Origin of the sequence: Persicirhabdus sediminis, assembly GCF_016595495.1 — a bacterium.
GTDB classification, from domain to species: Bacteria; Verrucomicrobiota; Verrucomicrobiia; order Verrucomicrobiales; family Akkermansiaceae; genus Persicirhabdus; species Persicirhabdus sediminis.
Map to the genome: position 1 here is coordinate 91969 of NZ_JAENIM010000043.1, position 24270 is coordinate 116238.

Sequence of the window (24270 nt, forward strand, 5' to 3'; positions counted from 1 at the left end):
TTTGCATGTGAGCTTCATATTTACGTTTCTAGGAAAACCATGCTTTAGTCTGTTTAGTAGAGTTATATAGATCCTCGACAAATGGGGTTTCAGGCATCCATTTTTAGGTGAGGCACAGGAAAAATATAGCGTGTTATTTAGCTGTCCAATGGACAAGCCTAACTATGTTCTATGGGGCTTAAACTATTTTGCTCTGGTCCTCCGTTCTTAAACGAGTCAGAAATAATCTAAACATACAAAGTTTCAGACCTCTCCCATCTGGCTTCCCTGACAATTAAAGCCGTCCCGCAAACCACTCACCATGAATAATTTTCCCGACCAAGATTCAGTTGCTGGCTGGCTATCCTTATCAGACCTTGAATTCAGCCAAATGACAACGAGCACTTGGATACCTCTTGCGATCCAAAACAGTTCTAATAAGAACGGACTTCAACCGGGCGAGGATGGTTATTTCAATGAATGTTGGGACGTTGATAGCGTCGTCATGTTAAGAAGTTCAGTAGAAGAATTAGGGCATCCAGATTGGGAGACCATTACCTCTGGCTCGATTTCAAACGCTTGGACTGATGAGGTGTCGTTTCATATTCCCGGATATTTCTACCATGACAACACTTCAAATTTTCATGGATTGTATCCAGTGATCAAGAAACACTATGTGGGTCAGGAGCACGCCCACTGGGAACTACATCAGGAGATAGCTTTATCCCTAAATCTGCTCCGGCGAGGTAACTCATGGATCCGGCCAGAAGAAGGTAACGTGGAGGTCGCTAGGCTTAAGATTTGTGCAGATGGGGCTCCCTATCTACTAGAAATCAGAGCTGAATTTCTAAAGGATTACCTTCGGGCCAGAGATAGCCAACTAATTCTCGGGGGATTTGTTCTGAGAGAAACGACTGGGAGTACAGCTGAATTGGCGGGCTGGGATCTAGGGGGACGTGATCGCAACTTTATTCATGGTGAATGGGATGGGCATCATGAGGCTACATATATGGATAAGCCAATACATCATGCTCAGGGTAGAATCTGGTGGACTGAGGTGGTCGAACCTGCAAAAGCAAGTTATCGCGTTGGCAGCTGTGATGAACCTTCTCACATTCAATTTATCGTAGACGCTCAATCAAATGAAACAGCTACAGCTGCCGAGCTAGAAAATAGCAGCACGTGGTTGTATTTTTCGCCAAACCTAATCAGCTCGATGCTTGAGCTAGATCACGCAAACCTTTCCATGGGGTCATTGATGACAGGAACTTTGTCTATTGGGGATGCGCATTTTCAGTTCGGAATAAACGAGTGCAATCTAATCACGATTTTCGCGAAGGACATAGCTAGGCTCCCTCTATGGATACAGAAGTCACTTGTTGGTCATAACATAACACCAGAAGGCTCGATAGGAGAAGAGCTCAATCTCATGCAAGTGAGAGCATACTTTGCTGGGACGATAGCTCCGGAGAAACGCCTAGTAAAAGCTATTAGAGGGCTTAACGCTGTATTTGAGGAGAAGACATCATCTCCATTACTTAGGAACGTTCCTGACGAAACTGAGCTTGCCAGGAAGTTGCATCGCTTTCATTCGGGTTCTTTTGAAGATGTATGCTCTCTCAGTAAACAGTTGGTGAAGATTCTGATTGAGCGTATTGATCTGCCGCACCTAACGTCCCTGCTTACGGAGGGGAATAAAGCTGAAGCTAAAAGGAAAAAATTTCGTTCTCTAAAGATTGTTGGCCTCTATCTAGAGCAATTAGGAGGAAACGGTCGCGACATGACCACAGCACTGGTCGGGATCAATGACCTCCGTCAAGGTGATGCACACATTACCTCATCTACTGCCAAAAGTGCTTTAACTCTATTTGGTCTTCCTGAAGATGAAATAGATCACCTTAAATCATGTAGAATTATACTTACGTCAGTAACCAATTGCATAGAGGCAATAGCAACACTAGTCAGTTCGAATACTACTATAGACTCTAGCCGCTCTCCTAATTTCATCAATTGATCCTGTGAGGAACCCGTCACGACTTCGGCTACCAAAATTCTCAACCCGACATGAAATTCACCTCCCAAAATCTACCAAGGTTGGATCTTAATGATTTCAAACTTCACCAGAAAGTTTATCATCTTAATGACGGGCCCGGCGAAGTGATCATTGTTGATGATGATCGCGTCAAGGTGGGTTGGGATGATGGATCGAATTATTCATTTTGGAAGTCAGAGCCTAAGCGCTATTCTGAAGGATTCGTTAGTAAGGCCAATTACTTTATTTATGTCGCGGCAGAAAAACTACGCTCTCAATTACCAGCTATTCATCATGCAGCTAGGGTCAATGGCACTTTGGTTGCTCCTTCATCTCCAAATGGCAGTGACATTGAGCTCGTTAAGATATGGGCTCAAGGCGAAAGCTCTGAAAACAAAGAGGCTACACTTACTCGTATGTTATCTGCAAGACTAGCGGAGAAGGCCGTTGCCGAGTACTTTGAGAGCAATAACTATACAGTTGATGATATTGCCGCTAGCCAGATAAACGAGGATAACAATGGTGACTGGAAGCTCTACGACCTGAGGGTTCAACCATCAAAGCCAAGAGGCGGGATCTTATACGTGGATGTTAAAAATTCGAGGAGGTCTGAGCTGAATCCCAAATCATACACTCGGCATTGCGTACCCAACTTCAAGTTTACCTCAGACTATAGGTCTACTAGGAAGAGGCAAGAGGTCCAAATTGCTGGGGCATTATCCAGCTATGTTCACTATAAAAAGATAACAGCGGAGCCAGGAGAAGTGTTGTACCTAGGCCTGACGTCGCAGAAAGTCATCGACGGCATGATTAGGCATTTTTCAGGCGATGGTTTAATTATCGATTTTGCCTTATGTGGGCAGAGAATGTTACCCCCATGGACCTTTGAACATCAGCCTGAAGTATATCAGCTCCGCCAGAGACTCATTCAGTGTATCGCTCTTGAGCAAGCTTCCATAGACGAATCAGCGCCAGATGAATACAAAATCTTACAGTTAGCAAAATCAATTCGTCCTCTGGGGTTCAGTAGGTACAGCTATGAACGTGTCCTTGCTGAAGGCATCCAGACTCTAGGTCTATCATTACCTGTCATTTACTTATCTGTACTCAAGCATTTTATAAATAGTCTCCAACAAGAACGCGATTATAATGCCCGGGCCATAGAGAGCCTTATCTACACTGGTGCAGCCAGCAATGATAAACTAACGCCAATGTTTGTATACGATCCACTAGAAACTGTGGGAGCACTTCTGGCTTGCCTATCTAAGCTATGGAAAAACAAGACCGAGGAGTTAAAAAGATTTAAAAGCTTCCGGCTGATAGGCCTGAATAGTCTAAGAGGCGCCCGTGACGGTGAGGACAGCTCATGGCAGACACTCGTTACCTATTGCGGAGGGTGGACAACAACGGCAGCGGGAAAATTAAAACCCTGTGGTAACACGCCCTTGGTCTGGGGAGAATGCTGCACATGTGATTGTGGATACCTCATTTGCCCAGAGTGTGAATTCTGCTGTAAGACTTGTAAGTCATTATAAATGTGACTGAATCGCCTCGACCTCGACCCCATTCATGCTCGGGATGCCATTCGTTGGCAATTGCCGCCTAGCTGCATCAGGACATCTGCTAGCTTAGGTGAAGACTTTCGATATCCCCTTCGCCAAAGTATGAAGGGTAAGCTTATCTGAACTCGCACATAGGTAATCCAGAATGAGGAAATACTTCGACTCCAGCTACTTTTGAATCCTTTTCGGCCTAAATTAGGATTGTTACATTTAAATTATCTGTCTTTTAATCTAGATCGTGTGTCCGTGGTTTTGGTTTAAGCACGGGCCCAATTTTTTGCATCTGCTGGGTGAGATGCTAGTTTGATAGCTTGTTTTTATAAGTGACTGGAATGCAAATGGTAACAATTCAATCGTTGTTTGTTATTTGGCTATCATATTCTCTAGATCGCTTGCAGATTTGAAAGAGAGGTAGTATAGGTGATATTGCTATGAAAAGGATTGTTGCGGCATTAGATTTCTCCGATACCACCCCACTGGTAATTGCAGAAGCCGGTAAGCTGGCTAGGGCATTGAATGAAACATTGTATCTAGTCCATGTGGTGGAGGCTGAGCCGGTGTATACGGCGTATGGATTTACTGCGGATGAATTTCCTGCGATGCATGAATACCAGGCTGAGGCTGCGAAACGTGGCCAGAAAAGGTTGGATCAGGCAGTGGAGGAAATGGGCGCGGTAGGCGTGGTGACCAAGTTGCTAGAAGGTTCGCCATTGTTCACCCTGTTGGAGTTTGTGGATGAGATAGAGGCTGATATGTTGATCCTCGGTGCTCACGGTCACGGCTGGCTGGGTAGTTTGTTATTGGGAAGTGTGGCTGAAGGTGCCATTAGACGATCAAAAGTACCTATCATGGTGGTTCCCGCACCAAAGAAGAAAGATAAACAAGAATAATACCATTCTACCAGATCACTAGCTGGCATGGTTTTGTTTTCATGCTAACAAATAGACTGGCTCAGCTGGCTGAGTTTATCTCACACGCGCCTGACTTTTCAGCTAGGCCTGAATTTGTCGGTGAACGACTAGCCAGCTAGACGCCGATCTTTCACCTTGGCATTGAGGGGGATCGCAGTTTGCGCTGGCGATTTTTCACCGCGCAAATGGCATCTTCCCGCTACCCTTGGGGTGATCTAGCTAGCATTGGCTAGCTAGATAATGATCAGCCGATTAGATAATTATGATTGGCTGGTGGGGAGATCTGCGGCAATTTTTTGCATCGTGAGCACGGAGAAATGGATTGAAGCAGATAAACGTCATGGATGGCACCCGTTCACCCGCCAGGCGGAGTGGTGTGCTGCTGACCACCAGCCGCTGGTTCTGGTGGCTGGTGAAGGTGTGTGGCTGGAGGATTCGCAGGGGAATCGGTACATCGATGGCAATTCGTCGATCTGGACGAATGTACACGGGCACGCCCATCCAGTGCTAAATGCCGCGCTGGCTGAACAGGCGCAGAAGGTGTGCCATACGAGTTATTTGGGCTTTGCCAATCCACGGGCGAGCGAGCTGGCTGAGCGGCTCGCTGGTTATTTTACTTCCCTCCAGCGGGTCTTTTTTTCAGATGATGGCTCTACGGCGATGGAGTGTGCGCTGAAGATGGAGGTGCAGTACCGCCAGCTGGTAGGCCAGGGGGAGAAATGTGAAATCATTGCCTTTGATAGCTGCTACCACGGCGATACCATGGGCGCGGCATCGCTGGGTGGAGTGGATGCTTTTGCGAGCCGGTTTCGTAGTTTTGGCATGCCTGTGCGCCATGTGAGTTCGGTAGAGCAGTTGGTTGAGTTAGATTCTAGCCAGCTGGAAAATGTGGCCGCTTTGGTGATAGAGCCGATGGTGCAGGGAGTGAACCAGATTCACGTCTGGCCAGAAGGCATGTTAGTGAAGCTGCGCGAGTGGTGTGATGCTCACGATGTGCATTTGATTTTTGATGAAGTGATGACGGGATTTGGCCGCACGGGTAAGATGTTTGCCTGCCAGCACGAAGCTGTGGAGCCTGATTTTCTTTGTTTGGCTAAGGGGCTGACGGGTGGATATTTGCCGCTGGCTGCCACGCTTACTAACGAGAAGATTTATTCCGCATTTATTGGCTCGGCGGATCGCGCATTCTACTACGGTCATAGCTACACGGCTAACCAGTTAGGTTGTGCGGTGGCATTGGCAAATTTAGACTTGTTTGAGAGTGAAAATACCTTGGCCCAGCTGGCTGGAAAAATCCAGCTACTGAGCGAGTTACTAGGCGAGCTGGCTGAGGAATTTGTAGAGATTTACGACATCCGCCAGTGTGGCTTTGTCGCTGGTGTGGAGCTGCGCCAGCTGGATGGAAAGAAATTTCCGCTAGATGATAGATTGGGCGAACATTGGTGTGTGAAAGCGCGCGAGTTTGGTCTATTGACGCGCCCGGTGTTGGATACCATCGTGGTGATGCCGCCGCTGAGCATCACAGAAGATGAGCTGCGCCAGCTGGTGGCGGCGATGGCGAAGACGATGAAAGCATATTTTAATCATTAGAAGGTGATGATAGAGATGAAGAAAAAGGTGGCTATTGTTGGGGCGGGTGCGATTGGCCTGTATTACGGTGCGCGGCTGGCTAAGGCTGGTGCCGAGGTGCATTTTATCCTGCGCTCAGACTATGATGCGGTTTGTGAAAATGGCATCACGGTGGAAAGTGTGGCGGGTGATTTTCAGCTGGCTGCAGATGAGGTGTTAGCTGCGCGCTCTGCTGCTGAGGTTGGGCCAGTGGATTTGGTCATCATCGCGTGGAAGGCTACTGCCAATGAGCATTATGAGTCGGCTGTTAGCCCATTGATTGGAGAAAATACCAACATACTAACATTGCAGAATGGACTCGGCAATGTGGAGGATCTTGCCAAACTATTTGGCGCTCAGCGGATTCTGGGAGGATTGTGTTTTGTCTGCATCAACCGCTTGTCTCCTGGTCACGTTAGACATACCGCTTCAGGGAAAATTGTCATTGGAGAATTCCAGCCAGCTGGCAATGATCGATTGGCTGATTGGCTAGAATTTCTAACTGCAGCGGAAATTGACGCCCAACCAGCTGATAACCTTGAGTACGCTCAGTGGGCGAAGTTAGTCTGGAACATTCCGTTTAACGGCTTGGCGATTGCCGAAGGCGGTGTGGATACCGAGCAGCTCTTGGCTAACCCTGAGGTGGAGCGCAAGGTGCGAGCATTGATGGCTGAGGTGCAGGCTGTCGCAGCTGCTTTAGGCCATCAGATCTCAGATCGGTTTTTAGAAAAACAAATCGAGGTGACGCGGCCGATGGGCCCGTATCGCCCATCTAGCATGATTGACTACGTGGAAGGACGCGCCGTCGAGCTGGATGCTATTTGGACCAATCCGCTGCGCATTGCCCAGCAGCTGGGTGTGGCGGTTCCAGAAATGGAAGCACTGCACGGACGAATTGTGCAGCGGCTTCGCTCTAGCAATTCATAAGTTTGGCATAGCTATTTTCGTTAGCATGGCCAGCCAACCATTGGCTGGCTTTATACACGCGTTTGGTCACATCTAAAGGGGGCGCGGCAGTGAAACGTCATTTGAATTGACGCTAAATGATAGCTTGTCGCACGGAAGTTAACCGTTTTAGCATCGCGACAGTCGAACGCTTGCTTTGTGCGCCGCAAGGCGCGTGAGCTGAGTGAATCGCGTGATTAGGCCTCATGTGAGTGAGGGCTTTGCAGATTTCTCAGTAAATCGCCAACTCAATGGGTGGTGTTGGCGACGAGCTGGGGGGCATTAGGGGGAATGATTTCTCACGATGCCTATGCTCCTTTGCCAGTATGGGCTGGCAAAGGGGTCTGCAAATCAGCTGTTTGATGGACTCATTTGCTAGATATTTTTCAGAGTGACAGAACTGCTGGATTCATACAGTATCTTGTTGCTTAGCAATGGCGGATGAATTGGACAGAGCGTTAATGGATTTCTACGACAGTGATGTTGATGATCTAACGGCTGACGAGAAAGACCAGCTCACGCCAATTCTGAATACGCTTTATACTTTTACAGATCGCTATGAAGTGGGCGCGTCCATTGGTGGCGGTGGCGAGAAACGCGTTTTCGAAGCGGTTGACTTGCACCTTGGCCGCAAGGTGGCTATGGCCTACGCCAAAAATGAGGACAGCGAGCTGGATAAAGAAGAGTTTCTCCGCGAGGCTTGTTTGATTGCCAACCTCGAACACCCTAACATACTCAGTGTGCACGACATTGGTGTGGACGAGCTGAATTCAGCCTATTTCACTATGGACTTGCTGCCAGCTGGGAGTTTGCGCGAGCAGGTGGATGAGCTGGATAAAAAAGCGCGACTTGAGAAGCTGCCTGATCTGCTAGAAGTTTTCCTAAAAATATGTGACGCCATTGATTATGCGCACTCGCGTGGTGTGGTCCATCTCGACCTGAAACCTGACAACATTCGCTTGGGTCACTTTGGTGAACTTTTCATCTGCGATTGGGGGCTAGCAAAGATCGTAGACGCGGAGACATTTTCAGCTGACCGCAGGGAGTTAGATGGTCAATTTGAGCGCGCGACTAACTTGCGCGGCAATATGCGAGGAACCATTGGTTATATGGCGCCAGAGCAGACGACATTGGATGGAGATGTGAGTGAGCTCAGTGATATTTATGCACTTGGCGGGCTGCTGTATTTCATTCTCACTGGGAACTCGCCGATCTCTGAAGGCGAGCTGACGGATTCGGTTTCGAAGATTAGAGGCGGTAAGGTTAGGCCATTTACAGAGCGAGCGATTTCAAGCGGTCTAGCAGCGGTTGCGCTGAAGGCTCTATCTACTGAAAAAGAGGACCGTTACCCTAGTGTGCTGGCTCTGCGTAGAGATGTGCTTAGTTATATTCGAGGATTTGCTACTCAAGCACAGCAAGCTAGCTTGCCCAAAAAAGCGTGGCTATGGGCGCTGCGACATTCTAAAGTCGTTAGTTTGTTAGCTGGGGTGTCAGCTCTGATTGCCTTTCTGGGGATGATTTCCAGCGCGGTGATCAACAACGAAAGAAACGAAGCGGTTAAAGCGAAGGAGTTAGCTGATAGAAACCTTCATCTCTATCAAAAAGAGCACGATATTGTGCAGCAGATGGGTGAGGACGTGAACCGCATGATGAGTCTGATCACCACAAGCGTGGATGCGCGGACACCGCGCACTACCATTCAGCTGATCAGGGCGAAGTTAGAGCAAGACCTAAGCCCTCGTTTGCGCAGCAACTTGATGATGCAGCTCGGCGTGCAGTATTTTGTATTGCAGGAGTTTAATGCCGCCTATGACTGTTTTAAGGAAAGTGATGAGCATTATGCACACCATCTAATGCACACTACCAAGTATTATGCGAAGCTGAAACCTCACGAGAAAAGGTTGCTTAGCGATAGAGATTTGGCGGCTATATTTGTATCTCCTAACCTCAAAGTCTATCAACAATTCAGCTACGCATTGTATTACCATCATATGAGGCGTAGGTATGCAGATGGGATTAATCGTCCTGGTGCTTATATGCCATTGGCTGAAGCCATTTTGTGGAGCATGAATTGCCCGTACGGCGATGATTTTGAGCCATTTCGGATAGAGCGAGGAAAGAACGGCTTCCGGCTGGATTTATCTGATGGGCTGTATAGTACCTATCGGTTGTTAGTTCCGGGGCTTTACCAGGTCAACGTGCTAGAGGGGATCAAGTTTGAATACCTAGATATTAGCAATACTCCGCTAACAAATATGTTTGAACTGAAGCCGCTAAATGTGGAAACTCTAAAAATGGTAAATATGCCACGGTTCCCATTTCATCGTTTCAGCATCAACCTGGCGAAAGAGATGGGGGTGAAAAAGCTTATTGTTAGCGAGTCGGAGATTTCTGGAAAAATGCTCAAGCAGATGAAAAAGAACTTCGAAGTTGAAGTCCTGCCATAATTGAAAATCAAAACTATGCCTGATCCATACAAGACACGAATTAGCTTAATCAACCGCTTAAAGGAGCTGGATGATAATCAGTCATGGGATGAGTTTGTAACGATCTATCAAGGGTACATCTACACGGTGATTCGCAACATGAACATCAATGAGGCGGATCGCGATGAGCTGGTGCAGCAGGTGATGATTAAGCTGTGGGAGAAGATTCCCGCGCTGGATAGTACGGGCAAGAAGGGCAGGTTTCGCAGCTGGCTGAGCACGGTGACTCGCAATTGTGTGATCGACTATATTCGCAAGAGAAACCGGCAGATGGCGCTGATGGATAAGGTGACGCAAGAGAAGGAGCGCGATTACTTGAACTCGGTGCAAGTGCCAGCTTCCGACTTATTTGAAGATGAGTCTTGGCGCATGCATTTGACTAACAAAGCGCTCGATAACATTCGTCCGCATTTTTCTGACAATGCAATTCAGTCGTTCCGTCTGAGCCTGCAGGGCATGGAAGCGCAAGAAATTGCAGAAACGTTAGATGTGAAGCCGGAGTCTGTCTATCGCCTGAAGACACGCGTTAAGGCTTCTTTGATTGCTGAAGTGAAGCGGTTGCGCGCAGAGCTGGAATAATAGCTTTGGCGCTTGTTAGGTATCATCAATCATGTGGGGGGTACAAAAAAGCCCGCATGCATAGATGAGATATGCATGCGGGCTGTGAGATGTTATTGATAGCTTATTTCATCTCTACCTTCACTCGGTAGAAGCCAGCCGCTTCGTTAGCTGGAGTTTCTACGGTCGCTTTATTTTCAGGCGGGGTGGCTGAGATGTCAGCTGCATAGGTGGTCCAGTCTACCATGTTGGTAGATTTTAAGATGGAATACTTTCTGTTTGCTACGCTGAACCATGAGATGTCGATGGCTGAGCCATTGTCAGTCTTGCGCATTTCTGTTCTGAAGAAATCGGCAGGATTGTTAGGATCTGTTCCGGCGAGGTATTCATTCAGGTTGCTATAGCCGTTGCCGCTGAGGTCTCCGGCACCGTCAGTAGGATCGTTAGGATCAAGTCCGTGCATGATTTCCCAGTAATCAGGGATGCCATCGCCATCAGAATCAATGATCATTAGAGGCTGGCCTGCTAGACCCTTGGCGCGGAGCTCTTTGATTTCGTCAGTGCTGAGCGCGCGGTTCCAAACGGCGATTTCATCTAGGTCAGCCAATGGGCTTTCTTCGTCAGGGCCACCAATGGTGCCGAGCGGGCATGCAATAGAGCCAGATGGACGAATGCTAGAGCCTACTTTGCTGCCATCAACGTATAGATCAACGCTTGAGTTGCTCGCCACAAAGGTTAGGTGAAGCCAAGTGTTGCCTGGAGCTACGTAGCCGAACAGGTAATCATCTTCTCCTTTGTAACCTGTACCAATGCTGCGTGGTTCTTCCCAGTTTTCAAAGAAAATATAGTTAGATCCCGAGCTGGAGCCAAGTAGCTTTGACCAATCCGTGGCGGTATTACGTTTGATCCACATAGATGCAGTCCACGGCACAGGGATGTCAGATCCTCCGTTGAGTGTGATGTATCTGTTCTGGTTGGTGAAGCTGATGGCGTTTCCTACTGGGCCACGGTTGTAGACTAATGATCTTGTTGAGCTGCCGTGGCGGCCATTTCCAGAGGCATCCTCTAGGTTAACATCTAGCGGGTAGTAAGCTTGCAGACCTCCTAAGAGGTTAGTAGCTGCAGCCACGTAGATAGAAACTGTAGATGAAGCGGAGAGCTCTAGCTCGTTAGTCACTCGCAGTGTGATAGTATGCTGACCATCAGCTAGGCGAACTGTTGGGTTTACCCCTTCGGCGATGACAACACCATTGAGCAGCCATTCGTATTTGACGATGCGGCCTACCGGTGTGGATGAGCCTGATCCGTCCAAGGTGACATATTCACCAGGGAGTTCATCACTATCAGCGATTGATTGGTTAGCACCAGCATTAGAGCTTGGGCGATCAGCTGCTGCTGAAGCTAGAGTGAAGGTGGTGAGCACGCCTTTGTGATCACTTGGCCACTTCAAATCAGTGCCAACAAAGTTGTCACTTGAGTTCATGGTATTGAGTTTATCCTTGAGGTAATAGTTACGAGATCCGACTACCGCTGACTCCACAGCCTGAAGAGTTTTTTGGTTATAGTAGATGTAGTCAATGCGATCGCGTTCGTCACTTTTGGGTGTCCAGCTGGTAGAGCCAGTGCCATAGGCCTCGGATGGCCAAGTGGCGCCTGGGTGAGTTGCTGGGTTTGGGTAGAGTTCACGATAACTATCTATCCATCCATTGTTAGCTAGCGTGATGCTGTTAGTCCAAGGGATGACGAGCCCGTTGTGTCCATACATGTTGCGAGTAGAGTCCACCCAGTCGAGGTGGGAGGCATCATTGAAGTCACCCGCTAAGACGACGTCTTCACCAGCATCAGATAGTTTTTTCGCAAAGGAAATAAAATCAGCAAGCGCTTCGTCTCGTTTTGAGTTTTGATCGTATTTCATGATCTCAGCGACATCAGTGGTAAGGTACCAGTTATTAGCATTGATTTCGCCCCAGCCGTCGTTGCCCTTACCGCCCCAGTAACCACGGGGTAGGTTGAGCGCATAGCTGGTATAATCTAGGTGTGCCACGCAGACGGTGAGCGGATCTCCTGAGGGCAGCTCAAGGCGGTAGTACATGATAGATCCACCTTTGGAAGAAACACTGCCTGAGCTGAGAATAGGATAGCGAGTGATCAGCGAGACATCGCCTGAGACACGGAAGCCAGTGTAGTCTTTGTGCCCTTTTGCTGATAGAGAGGTGAGCAGTTCCTCAGGGATGGTATATGTTGATGAGGTTTCAGAGAGGGCGACAATGTCGGCATCTGTGGCAATCACTGAGTCAGCGATTTTGTTGACACCATCCGTTACTTTAGTTCCTCCATGCCAGGCATTGAGTGAAAATATTTTGATTTCAGTTGAGTTGAGTGTGGATGGGCTTGCCTGTTCGGCAATAGCTGCGCCGCTGGTAACTAAGGCGATGGACGCAAGGAGTTTAGCGATATTTTTTCTATTTGATAGAACGCTCTTCATTGTTTGTTGTGCTCGATAGCTTTGTTAACATACGGGGTTTAGGTGTGCTTGTTAGGATTCAACTTGCCGGTAATATCTACCTTTGTGCCTAGTGAGTGAAGCTAGCTGGATAGATGTGAAAGTATTGCCGGAGTTTGACAGGGTGATTGTTGTTTTTCTAAACAGTGAGACGGGATAACATTTTAAGTGTTAGCTCGGCGAGCGCTTAGAATCACATGTGTATTTGTTGAATTCAAAAAGACTGGCTAGTTATTAAAATCTAGTGATCTTGCTCGAATTAAATGGAATTTACTAAATGGAAAAATGAAGTAAACGTTAAACGATTCGTATAACAAAACCCGAGTTTTAAAGCATTGAAGTGATCGAACTTGGGGGCGGAGAATTTTTGATTCACCAGCTGGCAGCCCAGTTACTGGCTCGATTTTCAGCGTTTGATTTACAGGTTTATTTGATCTGCTGGGTTTGCTTATCGAGGGCTGTATCAGGGTGTTTTTTATGCTCGGCTGAGTTGTTATTTGCAGCTTTGTTGAGGCTGATACATGTCTGGTTCTTTTGGAGTATGTTATACCATTCGAGCTGATAAATCGACGGCGTGATCTCATTGTTAGTTTGGCATAAAACCATTTCGCCGAGTGAGCTGTGAGAATGTGATTAGGCACATCAGGTAATCGGCAAAGGTAAATAATTATCGGCTAGGTCAACTAATGAATGAGTGATGAACTTAACAGTTGGACGTATTGGATCCTTGGGCTTAGTGGTCAGTTTTGGGTTACTGAGTTTCGCTATTGGAATAAACGGGCGTTGATGCCCCCAGATGGCAAATAATGATCCCCATATAATGTTATGAAAACTAATCTTAAATTACATAGAGGGGCGTTGATGAAAGCCGTTTTGTTATTCTTAGTGAGCTTGTTTAGTAGTTTGCCGGTGGGCAAATTGTATGCAGCGGAATGGAATGGGCCATCTGGCTGGGCAAAATACGATGTGGCTGCGCGCCGGGCGATGTGGGTGTGGAATCCCATTCCGACAGGTGGTGACAAACGCGCCAACAAATTCTGGGATAGAGACGTCAAGGCTAACGAGAGGTTTTACGATAACTACAAAGGCTCAATGGATCTATTTTTTGATTTTTGTGAGAACAAGTCGATCCGAGTGCTCTATATGTCATGTGGCATTTACCAGTATCAGGCATCTGAATTTAAAGCGGGCAAGCTAACTTCAGTGGAGAAAAGAATGATTCCATTTCTGAAGGAGGCGAATGCGAGAGGTATCCAAGTCTGGTACATGTACTACCTCAATGATGAGCGGGATAGCCGCACTTTGATGAAGGATACGGACCAGATTCTTAATATCGCCAAGTCGGTAGATAATTTTAACAAGAAGCATCCTAACTATCGTTTTGCTGGGATTCACTGTGACCAAGAGCCAAACAACCCGGCTGTTTACAAAGGTTTACTGGAGAATACTAAGAAGGCCTACGATTGGATCGAAAAGTCAGGCTCTGATTTGCTCACCTCACAAGCGCTACGTCCTAAATGGCGGAACCAGAAAGTGAACTGGAATGGCGAGAATAAGCTGATGAACGAGCACATGCAGGACTGGCTGCATCACAGTGTGCTGATGGCATATAGCAGCAGCCCGAATTCGGTTTATAATTGGTCGAAGGAGGTTATCGCTTATGCGGACTCGATTGGACGCAGTGCTGCGATTGGTAGTGAGGTGGCCGATTTGACCGGGCTTTGGGACGGTTCTGAGAAAGAAACCTGGCATGGCAAATTGGTTGAGGAAGATGCAAAAACTCGCTTTAAGGTGGGAGCGTCTAGCTCGGTGACCTGGGAAGACATGATGCATACCACGGTGGATAAATTTAAGGACCATGAGAGCTTTGACCGTTTGGCGATTCATTCCTACGGCGAATATTTCTGGCATTGGTTTGGCGAACATCCACGCGATTACTTGCTAGGCCTCAAAGGTGGTAAGTACAATTCATCATCTATCAGACCTGATAAGGTTGATTTGACCAAGGATGCCTTGCCGCTATTTGGGCACAAGCCAGATCCTCGTAAGCGCTAGACGCGAGGCATGATACCATTCTGGCAGATCTCTAGCTGGAATGGTTTTGATTTTAAGATAAAAGGTCACCTTCCTGATTGTTGATGATGATCAGGAAAGGTGGCTGAGCCTGATTCGCTCCTATTGGTGAGCAGAAATAGTCGTCATATAAATAGACTGACTTATCTGTGAAAAATGGGAGCTATTTTTCAAAATTTGTTCGGATAATCGGTTTTCTATATGATTCCAATTTTTACTATTGGACATCATGATTTGGACAGAATATGGCGAACGCATTGAGTTGTTTTATTAACTGTGATTCCTGCGGAAATCTCTTCACCTCAGTTGATTATATTAGGCGGCGACTCAGCAGATAACCCTATCTCGTTAACATGAAAACCTATATGAATACAAATTTAGAGGCGCTAAAGCGTCTGATATTTTCTGTTGCTTCGGCAATATTGATAACGGCATTGTCATGCACTGCATTGCAGGCTGATGAATGGAATGGCCCATCGGACTGGGCAAAATTTGATGTGGCTGAGCGCCGGGCGATGTGGGTGTGGAACCCTATTCCGACTGAAGGAGGTAAGGAGGAAAATAGAAGCTGGGACGGGGATAGAAACGTCAGCGAAAGGTTTTATCAAAACTATAAAGGATCGATGGATCTGTTTTTTGATTTTTGTGAGAACAAATCGATTCGTGTTTTGTATATGTCTTGCGGCAGTTATCAGTGGACCGATTATAGTAGTGGAGGTTTGGATTATGCTGAGGAGTATATGATCCCGTTTTTGGAGGAGGCGAATGCCCGGGGTATCCAAGTTTGGTATATGTACGTATTGAATGATGATCGGGATAGCGCGACATTGGTAAAGAATACTAACCAAATTATTACTATTGCGAAGGCGGTACATAATTTCAACCAAGAATTTCCTAGCTGTCGTTTTGCCGGCATTCACTGTGACCAGGAACCTAATGACACGTCGGTTTATACCGGTTTGCTGGAGAATACAAAACGGGCCTATGATTGGATTGAGGAAAGCGGTTCTGATCTGCTCACTTCGCAGGCTCTGCGTCCCGCGTGGCGTAATGCGAGCATCACTTTCAATGGTGAGACTAAGGTGATGAATCAGCACATGCAGGATTGGCTGCATCACAGTGCGCTGATGGCATATAACAGTAATGCAAATAAGGTTTATGACTGGGCAAAGTTGGTCATTGATTATGCTGATTCGATTGGACGCAGTGCGGCAATTGGCAGTGAGGTTGCCAATTTGAACGGGGCTTGGGACGGCTCTGAGAATGAGACTTGGTATGGAAAATTGGTGAATGAAAATGCAGCGACGCGTTTCCAGGTATCATCATCGAGCCCGGTAACCTGGGAAGATATGATGCATACCACGGTCGATAAATTTAAGGATAATCCGAGCTTTGACCGTATGGCGATTCATTCCTACGGTGAATACTTCTGGCATTGGTTTCGGAAACAGCCACGTGATTACCTGCTCGAGCTTGAAGGCGGTGAGTATGTCTCAAGCGCTATTAATCCAGACAAAGTAGACTTAACAGTGGATGCATTGCCGCTGTTTGGTCATAAGCCGGTTCCTTTCGACAATCGACATCCTGTTGTAGTTACTGGTGAAGACCGCTATGTTTTTGACTCTGACCGTAAAGACGGTGAAATGGTTGAGCTGGACGGCAGCGGATCGACGGATGACTTTGGCATTAGTGAATATGTTTGGAGCATAGATGGTGAAGAAATCGCTAGGGGGGCCAAGGCTACTGTATTTTTAGCCGATGGTACGCATGAGATCACATTGACGTTGACTGATACGGGGGGCTTAAGTTTAAGCAGGGGGGTAACGATCTCTGTCATGCCAGCTGGCGAGGTTCTCTTTAGCGAAGATTTTGAAACGGCAACACCGGGATTTGATCAGCTGGATCCAGCCAAGGGCTGGGTGCAGGTGGGAAGTAACCAGCCCGAGCACGTAGGCATCGGTGATTACGGTCCCGATGGCTCACAAGCAGTTAGCCTGAGTGCTAAAAAAGGGTGGATATACAAAGCGATCGATACTAGTGGCTGGGAATCGATTATGGTGAGTTTTGACCTCAGGTTAGAGGGCTATGCTAATGAAAAAAATTTAGTGTGTAAGTATTCCAAGACAGGATTAACTGAATCTAAGCATTGGACAACAGTTAAAGCATTTGACAGTACTCATACGGAATATGACAGGTACACATTGGTGTTGCCAGCAGCTGCCGCTAATAACCCGAACTTTATTTTCAATTTCCATTCAGTAGGTAATGACGGAGTGAAGACAGATATTTCCTTCATCGACAACATCGTGCTTACAGGTGTTCGTATGGAGGGTTATGACCATGGAAGCGGCTCTGACGAATCTCACATGCAAGTGGTGGGTGCTGAGTTCAGCCTAACTGGCTCAGGTGGGACAAGTGGTGCCAATGATTCGGTGACCCTGAAATGGGGCAGTGCAGTGAGCGGTAGCTACTCTATCTGGTCATCTGTGGATTTGATTAATTGGACCGAAGAAGTGAGTGATATTCCTTCTGCGGGTGAAATGACCGCGCAGGAGTTTACCCCTTCGCAGGTAGCTTCCGATAAGCGGTTCTTCCAGATCCGTGAAAATTAGCCCAGTGGGCTGTGGCGCCAGCTATTCTAGCTGGCTGCTATTTCCTCTAGTAGGATCTTTATATAGACAGTTTGTTAATTAAATGCCTTAAAAGGTGAAAAGCGCTCTGAGCAATCAGGGCGCTTTTTTTTGTCGTTAGCTAATACCATTCTCCCAGTTAACTAGCCGAAACGGTTTTGATTTCGCACTAACAATCGTTAAAGGTAAATTGTCATCGATTGTGTCGATTTAAGCGATGTTGATAACCTTAACGACTAGACCTGTCACACAGGTATTGCTATAAGTAACTTTCGATGCGTTAGATTTTCTAGGCAAAAACCACTTGGTTCTTTGTTGTGGCAAATCGAAAGCAGTCATCCCCATAAACTATAATGAAGACTATAATGAAAACTTATCTCAATTCATATAGAGGGGCATTGACGAGGTCCTTTCTATTACCATTGGCTGCCTTAATGGTGGGGGTCTCAACTAACAATCTAGCTGCGCAGGAATGGAATGGACCATCTGACTGGGCGAAATTTGATGTTGCTGCACGCCGGGCTGTGTGGGTTTGGAATCCAGTCTCCATGGACGGGACAACAGACCAAAACAAAAACTGGGACGGGAGCAAAAACTCGAAGATCCGATTTTTTGAAAACTATAAAGGTTCGCGAGATCTGTTTTTTGATTTCTGTGAGAACAAATCTATCCGTGTTGTCTACATGTTTGTAGGTATCTATCAGTATCGTTCTGCAGACTATACGGCTGGGGTATTTCCCTATGAGGAAGAAAATATGTTGCCCTTTATGGAGGAGGCGAACGCCCGTGGGATTCAGGTTTGGTACATGTATTATCTGAACGACACTAGGGATAGTACGACACTCAATGGCAATACTAACCAGATCGTTAGAATCGCACAGACGGTAGATAACTTTAATAAAAAGTACCCGAATGCACGCTTTGCAGGCATTCATTGTGACCAGGAACCTAACGATGAAAGCGTTTATCCGGGGCTCTTGAATAATACCAAAAAAGCCTACGACTGGATTGAGGAGTCAGGTTCCGATTTGCTCACTTCACAAGCACTGCGGCCAAAATGGCGCAATCAGGAAGTGACTTGGAATGGTGAGACCAAGGTGATGAACGAGCACATGCAGGATTGGCTGCATCACAGTGTATTGATGGCTTATAGCGACGAACCTAGCACGGTTGATTCTTGGTCATCTGCGGTGATCGATTATGCGGATTCCATTGGCCGCAAAGCTGCGATTGGTAGTGAGGTGGCTGATCTATCAGGATTTGCTTACGATGCTTCTGGCGAGACTTGGTATGAAGAAATTCAGGCTGAAAGTGCGGAAACTCGCTTCAAAGTGGGGTCAGCTGATTTTGTGACATGGGAAGACATGATGCATTCAGTGGTGGATAAACATGAAGCCACGCCGAGCTTCGACCGCATGGCGATTCACGGCTACTCGCAGTATTTCAGGCATTGGTTTGGCGACTTGCCGCGCGACTACCTGCTAGGTCTGGAAGGCGGTGTTTACGACTCCGCTGTTATTAACCCAGAGAAAGTGGATCTCACTGTGGATACTTGTGAGCTGTTTGGCTATGTTCCAAATCCAGATGCTAACCGTCACCCAGTAGCTTATGCAGGGGAGAACCGCGCCATTTTTGATAGCGATGGCAAAGTGGGTGAGATGGTTGAGTTAGACGGTAGTGGTTCTACCGATGATGTAGGTATTGTTAGCTACATCTGGACGCGAGATGGCGTGGAAATTGCCACTGGAATGAAGCCTACCATATTTCTAGCAGATGGTGAGCATGTGATCACTCTGGAGGTTACCGATGGTGGCGGATTGAGCCGTACCCATGAGGTGATGATTGATGTTTTTGCTCCCTTCAGCGTGACGCCAGCATTGTTCGAGGAGGATTTTGAAACGGCGACGCCGGGATTTGATCAATTGGATCCAGCTAAAGGTTGGGAGCAGGTGAGTAAAACTAACTACGTGGGCATAGGCGACTATGGTCCAGACGGTTCACAAGCAGTGAGCTTGAGTGATCAACGTGGCTGGATTAACCAAGCGATAGATACGACCGGTTATAAAGCGATTACCGTGAGCTTTGATCTAAAAGTAGAAGGGTATGCTGATGGTAAATCTGGTACCGTTAGGTATTCCAAGGATGCGGGTAAAAACTGGATCGAAGTAGCTGGCTATGACAATACCCATACCGAATATCAGCGCTATTCGGTGAAATTTCCAGCTGATGCGGAAGACAACCCAGACTTCATCCTGCGCTTCCATTCGTTAGGTGATAACAAGACAGATATTACTTATGTTGATAATATCATCGTTACAGCGATATCGATCGATGGCGGCGATGGCGGCGATGGCGGCGATGGCGGAGTAGACGAGCCAGGTGAAGCGTACATGAAAGTGATGGAATCTGGCTTCCATCTGGGTGGCGTCGATGGATCTGGCCGCTCAGTGCGGCTGAAGTGGGGCAGTGCTTTAAGTGACCGCTATACGATCTGGACTTCAGAGGATCTCGTTGAATGGAGCGAAGAAGTTAGTGACATTGCCTCTGGTGGAGAAGTGACTGAGTTGGAGTTTACACCTTCGGAGCTGAGCTCGGATAAGCGATTCTTCCAGATTCGCAAAAATTAAGACGCGTTTTATTTAGCAGCCCCATGTCGATTTTAAACAGATCGGCATGGGGCTTTATTGATTTAGTTTTTACTAGTGAAATTTCCAATTAAAATTTCGCAACTTTCTGAGGACATGGTGGTTTGCGAGCCAGCGTTTATAGCTAGCTATTTTTTATCATGAAAACCGAGATTCATTCACATCGATGGCCATTCAGGCAGAAGAAATTATTATTCATCGTAGCCATGTTGATGAATGCTTTATCATGCACGGCATTGCAGGCAGCGGAATGGAATGGTTCATCTGGCTGGGCAAAATTTGACGTCGAGGCTCGGCGCGCGATGTGGGTATGGAATCCAGTGTCGGTAGATGGCGATAAAACGGCTAACAGAAACTGGGATGGAACCAAAAATGCCAAGGAGCAATTTTTTGCTAACTACAAAGGATCAAGGGACATGTTCTTTGATTTCTGTGAGAACAAATCTATCCGTGTGGTGTATATGTTCACAGGTACCTATCAGTGGACAAATTACGACAGCGGCACGCTTGATTACGCCATCGAGAACATGCTCCCATTTCTAACTGAGGCTAGAGCGCGAGGCATCCAGATCTGGTACATGTATTACCTAAATGATGATAGGGATAGCGCTACCTTGGTCAACAATACTGATCAGATACTAACAATTGCTCAGGCGGTAGATACTTTCAATCGCGACTACCCTGAGGCAAGTTTTGCAGGTATTCATTGTGACCAAGAGCCAGACGATACGGATGTCTATACAGGCCTGCTAGATAATACCAAGAAAGCGTACGAATGGATTGAGGAGTCAGGCTCAAAGTTGCTCACCTCACAAGCGCTGCGTCCCACATGGAGAAATCAGGACATTACTTGGAATGGTGAGACGAAGATCATGAACCAGCACATGCAGGATTGGCTGCACCACAGCGTGCTGATGGCCTATAGCGATACGCCAAACACTGTCTACACCTGGTCTAACCAAGTGATCACTTATGCCGAAAGCCTCGGTCGTACCGCTGCTATCGGTAGTGAACTAGCAGATCTAGAAGATGCCTGGACCAATGCCGATAAAGAAACTTGGTATGAAGAGGTCAGCGGAGAAAACGAAGCAACACGCTTTCAGGTAGGCTCAACAAATGGCACCACTTGGGAAGACATGATGCATGAAGTGGTTAACCGCTACGAGGACAACGCTGGTTTTGATCGCATGGTGATTCATACCTATTCATGGTACTTCAAGCATTGGTTTGGCGACTACCCGCGTGACCACTTGCTCGGCCTAGAAGATGGCGTTTACGATTCTGATTCCAATATTTTTGAGAAAGTGGATCTGGGGGTAGATAGTCGTCCTTTGGTTGAGTACGTTTGGAATGGTTACCCCATTGCTGATGCTGGGGGCTATCAGTTTGTTTACGATACCGATGGCGAGGTAGGCGAAATGGTTGAGCTGGATGGTAGCGGATCAATAGCGGGATCTGAGATTGTTAGCTATGTGTGGAGCAAAGATGAAGTGGAAATTGCCAGCGGCGTGAATCCTACGGTTTTCCTAACGGATGGAGTCAATGTGATCAGTCTAGTGGTGACTGACATTGATGGTTTGAGCAGCTCTAGCGAAGTAACGATAGACGTTTCGCCGTATTCAGCTAGCAGCGGGTTTCTCTTCTCAGATGATTTTAATTCAGCGACAGTTGGAAATGACGGTGTGCCAGATCCAGCTAAGGGATGGGTTTACGGCATTGGCATTTATATGGGCAATAAGGATGGACCAGATAACTCACCGGGTGCTCGCTTGCGTCACAACAATGGAAGCATGCTCAAGGCGATTGATACCACTGGGCGCAAAGACATCACTATCAGCTTTGATGTGAAAACTGAAAATTATGCTGATGACGAAAGTGGCACCTTAAAGTGGTCTGCTGATGGTGGTTCTAGCTGGACGGTGATTGCGACCTATGACAATAGCCACGAGACCTACTTCAGCGAATCTATCACCTTCCCAGCTGAGGCAAATGATAACCCTGATTTTCAGTTCATATTCGCTTCACATGGCAGTGACAATCTAGATCGGCTGTACATCGACAATGTGATTGTAACGGGTACCTTGATCGATGGCGGTAACGACTCTGAAACTAACGAATCTTACATGCAAGTGGTGGGGGCTGAGTTTAGCCTAACTGGATCAAATGGTTCGAGTGGCGCCAATGATTCGGTGACGTTGAAATGGGGCAGTGCCGATAGTGAAAGCTACTCTATCTGGTCATCGGTCGACTTGGATAATTGGACTGAAGAAGTGAGTAACATCAGCTCTGCTGGAGAAATGACCGAGTTGGAGTTCACTCCATCGGTGGTTGATTCGGATAAACGCTTTTTCCAGATTCGCCAAAACTAGAGCGAAGTTATTTTTTCATCCCCATGTTCTACCATGCTGATTGTTAACTAGCTGGCATGGGTTACATCTCAAACTAACAAAATGACTGGTTCAGCCAGCTGAGATTCATATTGGAATCAGCTAGCTGGCGGTCATTTTTTATTAATTTACAGGTCGAGCTGAAATGCTTAGTTAGCTGAGCATTTCAGCACATTTATTAGAAACTTTATGAGATTGATGAGGTTTGATTAGGAGCTGTTATGGACTGCTATTTTACTATCATGAAAACCATTATAAATTCGTCGAAGAGCACATTGAGGCTACTTTTTACTTCAATTGTAGGAGCCTTAAGTGCCGCAATCATGCTGGTTGGTGTTGCGCGTGCCGCTGAATGGAATGGCCCGTCTGACTGGGCTAAGTTTGACGTTGAGGCTCGCCGCGCGATGTGGGTATGGAATCCAGTCTCCGTAGCTGGCAACAAACAAGCTAACAAGATCTGGGACGGATCAAAAAATGCCTCTGATCGTTTTTACAAAAACTACAAAGGGTCGATGGATATGTTCTTTGATTTTTGTGAGAACAAATCGATCCGAGTGGTTTATATGTTTGGTGGCACCTATCAGTGGTCAGATTACAGCCGTGGCAAGTTAGACCAAGGGCTTGTGATGAAGTCATTTTTGGAAGAGGCCAATGATCGTGGCATCCAGATTTGGTACATGTATTACCTGAATGATGATAGAGATACCCGCAGCATGTTGGAGAATACCAACCAGATTTTGGAGATTGCTCAGGCAGTAGATAAATTTAACAAAAGGTACCCGAAGGCACGTTTTGCAGGCATCCACTGTGACCAAGAGCCAAATAAACCGCAAGTTTACCCGGGCTTGCTGGATAATACCAAAAAGGCATTCGACTGGGTGGAGAGCACTGGCTCGGACCTGCTGCTCTCACAGGCGCTGCGACCAAAGTGGTTTAACCAAAGCCTGAAGTGGAATGGTGAGACGAAGACGATGAACCAGCACATGCAAGATTGTCTGCACCACAGTGTGTTGATGGCTTACAATGACAAACCTGAGACGGTGTACAAGTGGTCTAAGGAAGTGGTTGATTACGCAACTAAGATTGGCCGTAAGGCGGCGATTGGTAGCGAGCTAGCTGACCTCAAAGGGGCATGGCCTAACTCTGATAAAGAGACTTGGTGGGAAGAAGTTAGAGCTGAATCAGATGAGACTCGTTTTAAGGTGGGCTCGTCTAAATCGGTGACTTGGGAAGACATGATGCACGAGGTGGTGAAGCGCGAATCTGGCAAGGAGGGATTTGATCGCCTAGCTATCCATACCTACTCGCAGTATTTCTATCATTGGTTTGGCGATTATCCGCGTGACTACATCCTGTCACTTCCGGGTAAGAAGTATGACTCTAGAAAAAATAACCCAGACAAGGTTAGGCTGACTAAAGACGTCTTGCCGCTGTGTGGCGTTGGGCCAAAATAGGTGAGCTAACAAGCTGATAAAATTTACCCACAGCGTGGTGACTGACTAAGTCACGACGCTGTTTTTTTGTGTTCATCTGGATGGGCGCTTTCACGCTTTTTCAAACATTGCAGGTGGTTTTGATAGAACTGAAGTCGTTCTTCATCGGTGAGCTGCTTCATCCACGCTAACCTTTCAGCTAGGGGGAGCTTTCTGATTTCGCGCAGCTGGCAGTGGCTGGGGGCATCATTTGGCGAAAATGGGCACGCGATCGTGAGTCCGAAGATGATCGATTTTAAGTCGTCGACCTCGTGCTGGTTGCTAGGATTTGGTTTGGCCATGATAGAAACCTGATTGAGTTGTTAAGTATTCTAGCTGAGCTTGCTGGGAAATGCTAGTTCAGAGTGAAGTTAGTTTGTTAGCTCGGCGCGCTGGCAAAAAAAATCCAGCTGGAGAATGACCTGTGGTGGATCATTTCCAGCTGGAAAGGAAGTTGAGCTGGCTGGTGAGTGAGTTCT

The 24270-nt window shown here is 47.0% G+C and carries 14 protein-coding genes; 12 read left to right on the forward strand and 2 right to left on the reverse strand.

The features are described 5' to 3' along the window. Positions 1-301: 301 nt before the first annotated feature. The 7 genes from JIN82_RS13315 to JIN82_RS13345 all read left to right on the forward strand — a co-directional run bounded on the left by JIN82_RS13315 (position 302) and on the right by JIN82_RS13345 (position 10102). Positions 302-1993 (forward strand): hypothetical protein, encoded by a 1692-nt coding sequence (locus JIN82_RS13315; protein WP_200312149.1) that lies wholly within the window; start codon positions 302-304, stop codon positions 1991-1993. Between the two features lie 50 nt (positions 1994-2043). Continuing rightward, entirely contained in the window at positions 2044-3546 is a 1503-nt protein-coding gene (locus JIN82_RS13320) for a hypothetical protein (protein WP_200312150.1), read from the forward strand. 458 nt (positions 3547-4004) lie between these two features. Then, the gene (locus JIN82_RS13325) at positions 4005-4463 is read left to right on the forward strand and encodes a universal stress protein (RefSeq protein WP_200312151.1); all 459 of its coding nucleotides are present in this window, start codon (positions 4005-4007) and stop codon (positions 4461-4463) included. Between the two features lie 261 nt (positions 4464-4724). Next, positions 4725-6074 carry an adenosylmethionine--8-amino-7-oxononanoate transaminase gene (gene bioA / locus JIN82_RS13330; protein ID WP_200312152.1) on the forward strand — a complete coding sequence of 450 codons (1350 nt, stop codon included), beginning with the start codon at positions 4725-4727 and terminating at the stop codon, positions 6072-6074. 15 nt (positions 6075-6089) lie between these two features. Further along, positions 6090-7019: a 2-dehydropantoate 2-reductase gene (locus tag JIN82_RS13335; protein ID WP_234042017.1), complete on the forward strand. Its 930-nt coding sequence runs from the start codon at positions 6090-6092 to the stop codon at positions 7017-7019. Between the two features lie 479 nt (positions 7020-7498). Continuing rightward, entirely contained in the window at positions 7499-9484 is a 1986-nt protein-coding gene (locus JIN82_RS13340; RefSeq protein ID WP_200312154.1) for a serine/threonine protein kinase, read from the forward strand. Between the two features lie 15 nt (positions 9485-9499). Further along, a complete protein-coding gene (locus tag JIN82_RS13345; RefSeq protein WP_200312155.1) occupies positions 9500-10102 on the forward strand; it encodes an RNA polymerase sigma factor in 603 nt (200 codons plus the stop codon). 103 nt (positions 10103-10205) lie between these two features. Here the strand turns inward: JIN82_RS13345 and JIN82_RS13350 are convergent, their stop codons facing one another. Next, the gene (locus JIN82_RS13350) at positions 10206-12566 is read right to left on the reverse strand and encodes a LamG-like jellyroll fold domain-containing protein (RefSeq protein ID WP_200312156.1); all 2361 of its coding nucleotides are present in this window, start codon (positions 12564-12566) and stop codon (positions 10206-10208) included. 843 nt (positions 12567-13409) lie between these two features. Here JIN82_RS13350 and JIN82_RS13355 point away from each other — a divergent pair. The 5 genes from JIN82_RS13355 to JIN82_RS13375 all read left to right on the forward strand — a co-directional run bounded on the left by JIN82_RS13355 (position 13410) and on the right by JIN82_RS13375 (position 23773). Next, positions 13410-14639, forward strand: a complete 1230-nt coding sequence (locus JIN82_RS13355; RefSeq protein WP_200312157.1) for a hypothetical protein — start codon at positions 13410-13412, stop codon at positions 14637-14639. Between the two features lie 371 nt (positions 14640-15010). Continuing rightward, the gene (locus tag JIN82_RS13360) at positions 15011-17269 is read left to right on the forward strand and encodes a PKD domain-containing protein (protein ID WP_200312158.1); all 2259 of its coding nucleotides are present in this window, start codon (positions 15011-15013) and stop codon (positions 17267-17269) included. 452 nt (positions 17270-17721) lie between these two features. Next, positions 17722-19914, forward strand: a complete 2193-nt coding sequence (locus JIN82_RS13365; RefSeq protein ID WP_200312159.1) for a PKD domain-containing protein — start codon at positions 17722-17724, stop codon at positions 19912-19914. Between the two features lie 158 nt (positions 19915-20072). Continuing rightward, positions 20073-22301, forward strand: a complete 2229-nt coding sequence (locus JIN82_RS13370) for a PKD domain-containing protein (protein ID WP_200312160.1) — start codon at positions 20073-20075, stop codon at positions 22299-22301. 260 nt (positions 22302-22561) lie between these two features. Next, positions 22562-23773, forward strand: a complete 1212-nt coding sequence (locus JIN82_RS13375) for a hypothetical protein (RefSeq protein WP_200312161.1) — start codon at positions 22562-22564, stop codon at positions 23771-23773. A 50-nt stretch (positions 23774-23823) separates the two neighbouring features. Here JIN82_RS13375 and JIN82_RS13380 read toward each other — a convergent pair whose 3' ends face one another. Further along, positions 23824-24093 carry a hypothetical protein gene (locus JIN82_RS13380; protein WP_200312162.1) on the reverse strand — a complete coding sequence of 90 codons (270 nt, stop codon included), beginning with the start codon at positions 24091-24093 and terminating at the stop codon, positions 23824-23826. Positions 24094-24270 lie beyond the last annotated feature (177 nt).

What these genes read in the sequence shown, in the direction of transcription:
- JIN82_RS13315 (WP_200312149.1), top strand. Translation starts at nt 302, where the DNA reads ATGAATAATTTTCCCGACCAAGATTCAGTTGCTGGCTGGCTATCCTTA.
- JIN82_RS13320 (WP_200312150.1), top strand. Translation starts at nt 2,044, where the DNA reads ATGAAATTCACCTCCCAAAATCTACCAAGGTTGGATCTTAATGATTTC.
- JIN82_RS13325 (WP_200312151.1), top strand. Translation starts at nt 4,005, where the DNA reads ATGAAAAGGATTGTTGCGGCATTAGATTTCTCCGATACCACCCCACTG.
- bioA (WP_200312152.1), top strand. Translation starts at nt 4,725, where the DNA reads ATGATCAGCCGATTAGATAATTATGATTGGCTGGTGGGGAGATCTGCG.
- JIN82_RS13335 (WP_234042017.1), top strand. Translation starts at nt 6,090, where the DNA reads ATGAAGAAAAAGGTGGCTATTGTTGGGGCGGGTGCGATTGGCCTGTAT.
- JIN82_RS13340 (WP_200312154.1), top strand. Translation starts at nt 7,499, where the DNA reads ATGGATTTCTACGACAGTGATGTTGATGATCTAACGGCTGACGAGAAA.
- JIN82_RS13345 (WP_200312155.1), top strand. Translation starts at nt 9,500, where the DNA reads ATGCCTGATCCATACAAGACACGAATTAGCTTAATCAACCGCTTAAAG.
- JIN82_RS13350 (WP_200312156.1), bottom strand. Translation starts at nt 12,566, where the DNA reads ATGAAGAGCGTTCTATCAAATAGAAAAAATATCGCTAAACTCCTTGCG.
- JIN82_RS13355 (WP_200312157.1), top strand. Translation starts at nt 13,410, where the DNA reads ATGAAAACTAATCTTAAATTACATAGAGGGGCGTTGATGAAAGCCGTT.
- JIN82_RS13360 (WP_200312158.1), top strand. Translation starts at nt 15,011, where the DNA reads ATGAAAACCTATATGAATACAAATTTAGAGGCGCTAAAGCGTCTGATA.
- JIN82_RS13365 (WP_200312159.1), top strand. Translation starts at nt 17,722, where the DNA reads ATGGTGGGGGTCTCAACTAACAATCTAGCTGCGCAGGAATGGAATGGA.
- JIN82_RS13370 (WP_200312160.1), top strand. Translation starts at nt 20,073, where the DNA reads ATGAAAACCGAGATTCATTCACATCGATGGCCATTCAGGCAGAAGAAA.
- JIN82_RS13375 (WP_200312161.1), top strand. Translation starts at nt 22,562, where the DNA reads ATGAAAACCATTATAAATTCGTCGAAGAGCACATTGAGGCTACTTTTT.
- JIN82_RS13380 (WP_200312162.1), bottom strand. Translation starts at nt 24,093, where the DNA reads ATGGCCAAACCAAATCCTAGCAACCAGCACGAGGTCGACGACTTAAAA.